This window comes from Arsenophonus nasoniae DSM 15247 (assembly GCF_000429565.1).
Taxonomy (GTDB): Bacteria; Pseudomonadota; Gammaproteobacteria; order Enterobacterales; family Enterobacteriaceae; genus Arsenophonus; species Arsenophonus nasoniae.
The window spans coordinates 1-1,460 of sequence record NZ_AUCC01000233.1 but is presented as its reverse complement, the minus strand read 5'-3'; the positions used below and the strand labels follow the sequence as shown (position 1 = coordinate 1,460).

The following is a 1,460-nucleotide window of genomic DNA, read 5'->3' as shown; positions in this document are numbered from 1 at the left end:
CTAGGCCAGAAGGATGGTGAGAAAAGCGCCTCGCATAAAATTGCCAAACAACTGTTAATCAATGGTGCAGAGCGTAATCTGATAAAGATTGCTACAGGGCTTTCAGATAGCGAACTAGATAAACTATCTGAATAATGATAAAGGAATAAATATGACAGAAGATAATCTTAAAGCAGATTATTTTGATATATATGACTCTTGTGAAGAAATTAATAAATTAATACAACCCGAAATTATTGATAAAAAAGAAATAGTTTATCTGTGGAAAAATAGCAAAATAGCATTATGTTTTGATTGGGGGGTAGACTATTGGGATCGTCTAGCTCTAGACATCGAATTTATAGTTAATCAAGTAAAGAATTCTGTATACACGGATACTGCTGATTTAAAATTTCTAGAATTACTTTACTCTATTGTTGGTGACAAAATAAATCTTATTAATGAAAGTTCCGTTAATAGGATAATTAAAAGAATAGAAAATATATTGTTCTATTTAAAGAACAGAAAAAGTCACTTAATTTTGCCTGAGAAAATCACATATGAAGATTTTCTACTTAAAAGTTCAATAATTAATGTTCAACCTATCAGTGCTATGACCCGTGCAGTAACTTTCCCTGAAAAGCGACAAATTAATCTTAATCCCATACTTAGTTTTAAAGCAAAACCATATAAAACAAATTGCGAATATTTTTATATAAATATTCCATCTAGAAAAGGCACAGAATGGATTTCATATAATAGCATAAAGAAAGCGATTGATTTTAATAATTATTTTTTAAGTGGTGTTGAGTATGATGATTTTGTTTTACCGAAAGATGAAATAAACGCGCTATTGTATTTATATAGAATTGATAAGGAAGAAAGATCTAATTATTATTTAGAATCAAAAAACACAAGAATAGAAAATCGTTCTAATAACACCCTTTCGCATTTCCCATCGACAACAAGTTCATCACCTAAAACAGTTAATTATCTAGCATCTGCATTAAAAGCATTTATTCAAATTCAGTACGGAGCTGAAGTTGCGGAAAACATCAGAAAATACTTAGAAGATCCTAATAGTGAAGTTAGTCAAGATTTTTCTGGTATTGGGCTTAAAGCTCCAAATGGCAAGGCTTTACAAAAACATATGAGAGATGTCGTAATAGAAATCATCCCAGAAATTGAAAAATCTGAAGTTAACACTTTAGAGTAACTAACCTCCTTAAAATTAAATCTATTTAATATCAATAATTTATATCAATTCATCTCAATTCAATTCATTTGAGAATATTCCAAAGCATCACTGGAATATTCGAATATTCCAAAAACTTATCTCTTATTCTGTTAACACTCTAAATAGCTCTTTAACAATCAGGTATCAGTAAAAAAGTCAGGGAAGTTGCGCCTGTAATTTGCTGATAGCCGAGCATGAAGTTTATGCGAGGCGGAGTTGAGCCTACGGACGTAGGGACTTTCCA

At 30.7% G+C, this 1,460-nt stretch carries 1 protein-coding gene; it reads left to right on the top strand.

All coding sequences use genetic code 11. From position 1 onward, the window contains the following. The first annotated feature begins 151 nt into the window (after positions 1 to 151). Positions 152 to 1,195, top strand: a complete 1,044-nt coding sequence (locus tag G468_RS0117840) for a hypothetical protein (RefSeq protein WP_026824130.1) — start codon at positions 152 to 154, stop codon at positions 1,193 to 1,195. Positions 1,196 to 1,460: the final 265 nt, after the last annotated feature.